This is a genomic window from Nonomuraea indica, assembly GCF_002850745.1.
GTDB classification, from domain to species: Bacteria; Actinomycetota; Actinomycetes; order Streptosporangiales; family Streptosporangiaceae; genus Nonomuraea; species Nonomuraea indica.
In genome coordinates, this window is sequence record NZ_KZ559476.1 from 126,739 (window position 1) to 133,687 (window position 6,949).

Here is a 6,949-nt window from a genome sequence, read left to right on the forward strand (position 1 = left end):
TGACACTCACGGGCGCGGGATGTTGCGCAGGTTGCTGCGGGCCATGAGCGCCATCTTGCCGACGCCGCCGTCCAGGACCGTCCGTCCCATCGCCCGGGCGAAGCCGCGGACCTGCGCGGCCGTCACCTTGGGCGGCATGGACAGCGCGTTCGGGTCGGTGACCAGCTCCACCAGAGCAGGCCCGGGACGCGCGAACGTCTCGGCCAGCCCCGCGCGTACCTCCGCCGGCTTCTCCACACGGACCGAGGGGATGCCGCAGGCCGCCGCGATCGCGCTGTAGTCGACGTGGGAGTTGTCGGTGCCGTGGTCCGGGAATCCGGCGACCAGCATCTCCAGTCTCACCATGCCGAGCGAGGCGTTGTTGAACACCACCACCTTCACCGGGATCCGCGACACCGCGAGCGTGAGCAGGTCGCCCATGAGCATGGACAGTCCGCCGTCGCCGGAGATCGAAACGACCTGACGGCCGGGCGCGGCGAGCTGCGCGCCGATGGCGTGCGGCAGGGCGTTCGCCATGCTGCCGTGGCGGAACGAGCCGATCACCCGGCGCCGGCCGTTCGGGGTGAGGTAGCGCGCGGCCCAGACGTTGCCCATGCCGGTGTCCACCGTGAACACCGCGTCCTCGGCCGCGACGTCGTCGAGCACCGCGGCGACGTACTCGGGGTGGATCGGCGTGCGGTTCTCGATGTCGGTGGTGTAGGCGGACACCACCCGCTCCAGCTTGCGCGCGTGCTCGCGCAGCATGCGATCCAGATAGGAGCGGTCGGTACGCCTGCGCAACAGCGGCGTGACCGCGCGGATCGTCGCCGCCACGTCGCCGTGGACGGCCACGTCGAGCGGGGTGCGCCGGCCGAGCCTGGCCGGGTCGACGTCGACCTGGACGGTGCGCGCCTGAGGCAGGAAGTCGTCGTACGGGAAGTCGGTGCCCAGCAGCACGATGCGGTCGGCCTCGTGCATGGCGTCGTAGCAGGCGCCGTAGCCGAGCAGCCCGCTCATGCCCACGTCGTACGGATTGTCGTACTGGATCCACTCCTTGCCCCCGAGCGAGTGCCCGACGGGCGCCTGCAGCAGCGAGGCCAGCTCCATGACCTCGGCGTGGGCGTCACGGCAACCCGCGCCGCAGAACAGCATGACCTTCTCGGCGTCGTTCAGCGCGCCGGCCAGCGCCTCGACCTGCTCGGGCCGGGGCACCACCGGTGACGGCTCGACGAGCTGGACGGGGGCGACGGCAGGGCCGTCCGTCTCCTCCTCTGCGACGTCCCCGGGAACGACCAGGACCGACACCCCGCCGCGTCCCACCGCCGTCTGCATGGCCATGCGCAGCATGCGGGGCATCTGCCCGGGCTCGGACAGCAGCTCGCAGAAGTGGCTGCACTCCAGGAACAGCCGGTCGGGATGCGTCTCCTGGAAGTAGCCGGTGCCGATCTGCTCGGAGGGGATGTGGGAGGCGATGGCGAGGACCGGGGCGCCGCTGCGGTGCGCGTCGTACAGGCCGTTGATCAGATGCAGGTTGCCGGGGCCACAGCTGCCGGCGCACACGGCGAGCCGACCGGTGATCTGAGCCTCGGCCGCAGCGGCGAAGGCCGCCGTCTCCTCGTGCCGTACGTGGACCCACTCGATGCCGTCGATGCGCCGGATCGCGTCGACGACGGGATTGAGACTGTCGCCCACCACCCCGTAGACGCGCTGGACCCCGGCCTCGCGCAGGGTGCGCACCAGCTGCTCGGCGACTGTCGTCATGACGCAGACCCCCTCGGTCTCGGTCGTGGTACCTGCTCCGTGTGCCCAGCCTCGGCCCGCCCCAACTCGTCCAACCGCACGAATCACACCGTCACGAGCCACACCGTCACGAGCCACACGTCGCGCCTCACGTCGTCGAGCGTCACCCGGATCACACCGTCACGGGCCTCGTGCGGCGGCCCGCGGGTACGGCGGGCATCTCGGCGGACACACGTTCGCACACATCGCGTACGGTCCCGGCTCCGCTACGTGAGCAAGGTTGTCGGTGCCCGCTGATACAACCGGGGGTGTGCGAGTCAAAGACCTGCCCAGAGGCGAGCGTCCCCGTGAGCGGCTCATGACGATCGGCGCCTCGGCACTGGCCGACCGGGAGCTGCTGGCCGTCCTGCTCGGCTCGGGGTTCCGCGGGACGAGCGCGATGGATCTGGCGGCTCAGGTGATCGACCACTGCGGCGATCTCGACGGTCTGGCCCGCTCCGAGCCGCACCGGCTGCTCGCCGTGCCCGGGGTGGGCCCGGCCAAGGCCGCCCGGGTCGCCGCGGCCTTCCATCTCGTACGGCGCTCGCAGTCCGAGCCCGAACGCCCCCGGGTGACGGGCAGCGCCGACCTGGCGGCCGTGGCCGCCCCGCTGCTGCGCGGCCACGCGCGTGAGCGGCTGGTGGTGGTCGTGTGCGACGCGCGCGGCGCGGTGCTGAGACGCACGGTCCTCTCCGAGGGTGGCGCCGACCACACCACGGTGCCGATCCGTGAGATCATCGCCTCGGTCCTCACCTCGGGTGGCACGGCGTTCGGCATCGCCCACAACCATCCGAGTGGCTCGCTCGACCCGAGCGCCGACGACCTGGCCGCCACGACCCGTGTCGCCGAGGCCGCCCACACGGTCGGGCTGCGCTTTCTGGACCATCTGATCATCACCGACACGGCCTGGCGCCGCATCCCCCTCGCGACCGAGACCACCATCACCTCTCGGGAGCAACCACCATGATCCCGCCGAAAGCGCTGAACGGCAGCGTCGCGCCGGGGCACCGTGCCATCCTGTTGCCGCGGGTCGGCCATGGTGGAGGTTCCAGGCCGATGCGCACACCCGGGGCGTGGTCCCGCGCCTCCCGAAGAGCGCGGGCCCACGTCCCCTTATGCCCGCGCGCCCACGGTAGGTAGCACCCGAGCACGCGCGCAGGGCGCACCCTCCGCCGACCCCCGGGGAGCGATCCAGGGGCCGGCGAAGGGCCGCTGCTCCTGCCCCCTCAGCGGCAGACGGGAGGGCAAGAGCGGTCCGCTCCTCGCGAGCGCTGTGAGTGAGAGACACGCTTGCGAAGAGCCCGGCAAGGCCCGAGGGCCTCGCCGGGAGGCGCCCTCTGGGCATGCCGTCACGCGTCGGCGGAGCGTGACGGCACCCAGGCGCCACGGCCAGATTTCAGGTCAGGCTCCCGAGAGGCGCCTTCCCCATGGAACAGCGGCAGCCGCCCCACAAGGGAACCCACCTACAGAATGAGCGGGGATACGCGTCCCGGGGTGCCCCGGCAGGTGGTGAACGTCGCAGGATGACACCTGCCGAGGCAAGGACAAGCCAGGGCAGGGCTTGTCCGGGGGAACGGCCACGCAGGGATGAGGCGTGTCCGTCGATCGTGACTCAGGAGCGCATGGGCGCTCCGCGGGATGGGTGCGCCTGCCCCCAAGGTGAAGCCATCACTCGAGCATCCGCGAGCATCATGAATCGGTGGGCGACAACACGAGCACCTCGATGCCGGCTTTCAGCGTGCCCGCCCGGTCAGCAGCAACTCCCAGAGATGGTCAACCACCACGGCGTGTGCTCGCGGGGATTCCATGGCCTTCATACGTCCACGTCGCACAGTGGTCCTCCTGATGAAGCGCACTCCACCAGCCTGGCACAGTTCATAGAAGACCGGCTGGCAGGCACAGGTGTGGGCGCGCACGCGCACCCGTTCGGTACGGGGTTGTTCGCGAAACCAGTCGATCGCGAAGGGTGTGCCGCAGGGCTGGGCCACGTGAGGGCTGAGACAGTCGTCAGATTCCTCGAACAGCACTCCGTCACTATAGCCCACACATATCCCTTGGTCTATCAACGTATTCATACGCTCGTATGAGTGTCTGCTTTGTGCATCGTTGTACGGTTTCGTCTATACTCCCTACGTGCTTGATCGCGACGGCCCCGTACCCCTTTACAAGCAGGTCGCCGACCTTATCCGCGAGCAGATCGAGCGCGGCGAGCTCAAGGCGGGCGATCCCGTGCCCAGCGAGGCCAAGCTCGAGCGGGACTACGACATCGCCCGCACCACCGCGAGGCGTGTCGCGCGGGAGCTGCGCGAGCAGGGCATGGCATACACCATCCAGGGAGAGGGCACGTTCGTCGGCGATCCCGGCAACCCGCGGGCGCCGAGAAAGATCCCGGTCTACCGGCGCATCGCCGAAGAGATCGCCGAGCGCATCAAGCGAGGCGAGATCCCGCCGAACAGGGCGATCCCTGGCGAGAAGGCCATGATGCAGGAGTACGGCGTCGCCAAGGTGACGGCTCGTCAGGCCGTGGCCCATCTGAGGGAACAGGGTTGGGTGTTCACCGTTCCCTATCGAGGCACATATGTCTCCAGCTCCGACAGGTGGCCCGATACGGAGAGTCCCTGATCCCACACGCTCGGGCATGCCGCTCCCTTAGCCTGGAGCGCATGCTCGATCCAGAGGGCGACACCCATCTCTACCTGCAGCTCAGCCAGATCCTTCGCGCACGGATCGCCGATGGGCTGCCGCCGGGCGCGCCCGTCCCGAGCGAGGCGCAGTTGCAGCGGGAGTTCGGGGTGGCCCGCACGACCGCACGCCGGGCGATCCAGGTGCTGCGTGACGAGGGGCTCGTCCACACGGTTCAGGGCCACGGCGCGTTCGTGGGGGCACCGGGGCAAGCACCGCGTGCTCCTCGTAAAACGTTGCTCTATCGTCAGATAGCAGCCGATATCAGCGCCGCCATCCTGGCCGGCGGCCTACGCCCACGTCGGCCGATTCCGGGCGAGACCGCGCTGGCGCAGCGGTACGACGTGGCCCGCGAGACCGTACGACGGGCCATGGCACTCCTCCGAGAGGAGGGGTGGATCTACACCGTCCCGCAGCGCGGCAGCTTCGTCTCACCCGAGGAACGCTGGCCTAGGGCCTGTATCAATGTCAGCTAGAGCCATTCGTTGATCGCAGCGATGAGGATTGTGGCTTCGTAACGTACGGCGAGCTTGTCGTATCTGGTGGCCACAGCGCGATGGCGTTTGAGCCGGTTGATGCCGCACTCAACGGCGTGGCGCTGCTTGTAGACCTCACGGTCGAATGCGGGTGGCTGGCCGCCCTTGGAACCCTTGGCATGGCGGCCGGCGTCCTGGTCAGCCTTGCTCGGGATGGTGGCCTTGATGCCGCGCCGCCGGAGATACGCGCGGTTGCCCCGGGAGGTGTACGCCTTGTCGGCCAGGACCCGATCGGGGCGGGTCCTGGGCCGTCCGTCGCCCATGCGGGGCACCCGGATCGCGTCGATGACGGCGGTGAACTGCGGGCTGTCGCCACGCTGGCCGGCGGTCAGCACGATCGACAGCGGCTTTTGGCCCTGCTCACAGGCCAGATGCAGCTTGGTGGTCAGGCCGCCGCGGGAACGTCCAAGCCCGTGATCGGCCGGCTCATCGCCGCCCTCGCCGCCGGGTGGCTCGGCCTGGAGATCCCCCTTTTCCGCGCCCCGGCGGCATGCTGGTGAGCGCGGGCGATGGTGGAGTCCACACTGACGTCCCAGGTGATGCGCCCGGCCGCGTCCGCCAGCGCCTGCAGCGTGGTCAAAATTCGCTGCCAGGTGCCGTCACGCTGGAAGCGCCGGAACAACGCGTACACCGCCGGCCAGGATCCGTAGCAGGCGGGGACATCTCGCCAGGGCGCGCCGACCCGCACTCGCCAGCAGATCCCGTCGATCAACTGCCGTCTGCTGAACAACGACGGCCGCCCTGCTCGTTTCGGCGCAGGCAGCAGCTTTTCCAGCACTGCCCACTGCGCATCGGTCAGGTCGAACCGCCGCGTCGCCGCTAGAGTGGCCACGAGGTCTCCGGTGTTCAGGTTGTTCTTGGTCGATCAACCCTCTTACCGGAGACCTCTCTCGTTGTCGATCTACGGGCGGCTCGGAATCATCACTCCAGCCCACGCCACCACAGCAGACTTTGATACAGGCCCTAGTCGCTGACCAGGCGGTAGTGGACGCACACCACCGTCGAGGAGTCGTCCACGTCGTGGCCTTCGGCGGCCCAGTAGCGGCGGTGGGCCTCGCGCCAGTGGTCGAGGGAGCGGAAACCCTCCCCCTCCGCCTCGGCGAACGCCCAGGTGACCTCGGCGAACGGCACGAGCTGCACGTCGACGACCTCGAGCTCGGCTGCCTTGGCGCCCGAGTCGTCCAACAAGGCCAGGCGTTCCCCGACGTGTTCCAGCGGCTCGTCCTCCGCGTGGTAGTCGAGCTCCAGGAGGCCGGCCGTGGCCCGCTTGGCGCCCGCGAGGGTCAGGTCGGTCAGCGTCCTGCGCATCTCGCCGGGAGTGCCCAGTTCGAGAACGCGCAGGCCGTCCATTCGTCCCCACATGGCCCCGATCGTAGGAGGTTCGCGACCCACCTCCGCACCCTTCTCCGGTGTCCGCGGGGCGGCAATCGGGCGGGCTCCGCCACGGCGAGCGGCCGCATGCGTATGCCCCAGGCGCGGGGACGCGGGCGCGTTGGAGCACGGCCGGTGAAAGCGCAGGCTCGGTCAGGCACGGCGCGGTCAGGCATGGCGCGGTCAGGCATGGCGCGGTCAGGCATGGCGCGGTCAGGCGCGGGGCGCGGCACGTGGTAGGCACGGGGGGCGCGGACACGCTGCGGGCACGCCGCACGCCGCACGGCGCATGGCGCACGGCGCACGGCGCACGGCGCACGGCGCACGGCGCACAGCGCACAGCGCGGGGCGCGGGGCGCGGGGCGATCAGGCGCGGGGGACGGGACACGGGGCCAGGGCGCGGGCACGGTCGGGCGCAGGGTGTGGTCGGGCGCGGGCACGGTCGGGCGCAGGGTGTGGTCGGGCGCGGGCACGGTCGGGCGCAGGGTGTGGTCGGGCGCGGGCACGGTCGGGCGCAGGGTGTGGTCGGGCGCGGGCACGGCTGGGGGTGGGTGGTGGTCAGGTGCGGGTGCGTTGGGTGATGGCGACGCAGGCGAGGACGG

The 6,949-nt window shown here is 70.3% G+C and carries 6 protein-coding genes and 1 pseudogene; 3 read left to right on the forward strand and 4 right to left on the reverse strand.

Annotated features, from left to right (window positions below; genetic code table 11):
- Positions 1-6: 6 nt before the first annotated feature.
- A complete protein-coding gene (locus CXR44_RS26210) occupies positions 7-1,740 on the reverse strand; it encodes a pyruvate dehydrogenase (RefSeq protein ID WP_101788780.1) in 1,734 nt (577 codons plus the stop codon).
- A 289-nt stretch (positions 1,741-2,029) separates the two neighbouring features.
- On the opposite strand from CXR44_RS26210, the gene CXR44_RS26215 reads away from it, so the two are divergent.
- Positions 2,030-2,725, forward strand: coding sequence for a JAB domain-containing protein (locus CXR44_RS26215; protein WP_101788781.1), 696 nt, complete (start codon positions 2,030-2,032; stop codon positions 2,723-2,725).
- A gap of 766 nt (positions 2,726-3,491) precedes the next feature.
- Here CXR44_RS26215 and CXR44_RS26220 read toward each other — a convergent pair.
- Complete coding sequence (locus CXR44_RS26220; protein WP_101788782.1) at positions 3,492-3,785, reverse strand: hypothetical protein; 294 nt, start codon at positions 3,783-3,785, stop codon at positions 3,492-3,494.
- A gap of 106 nt (positions 3,786-3,891) precedes the next feature.
- Here CXR44_RS26220 and CXR44_RS26225 point away from each other — a divergent pair, with 106 nt between their 5' ends.
- A complete protein-coding gene (locus CXR44_RS26225) occupies positions 3,892-4,380 on the forward strand; it encodes a GntR family transcriptional regulator (RefSeq protein WP_101788927.1) in 489 nt (162 codons plus the stop codon).
- 41 nt (positions 4,381-4,421) lie between these two features.
- Positions 4,422-4,916 carry a GntR family transcriptional regulator gene (locus CXR44_RS26230; RefSeq protein ID WP_101788783.1) on the forward strand — a complete coding sequence of 165 codons (495 nt, stop codon included), beginning with the start codon at positions 4,422-4,424 and terminating at the stop codon, positions 4,914-4,916.
- Here the strand turns inward: CXR44_RS26230 and CXR44_RS26235 are convergent.
- Together CXR44_RS26235 and CXR44_RS26240 are read right to left on the reverse strand one after the other, a co-directional pair.
- Positions 4,913-5,808 (reverse strand): annotated as a pseudogene (locus CXR44_RS26235) (IS5 family transposase). The gene CXR44_RS26230 and the pseudogene CXR44_RS26235 overlap by 4 nt on opposite strands.
- Positions 5,809-5,939: 131 nt before the next feature.
- Entirely contained in the window at positions 5,940-6,338 is a 399-nt protein-coding gene (locus CXR44_RS26240; protein WP_101788784.1) for an ASCH domain-containing protein, read from the reverse strand.
- Between the last annotated feature and the right edge of the window lie 611 nt (positions 6,339-6,949).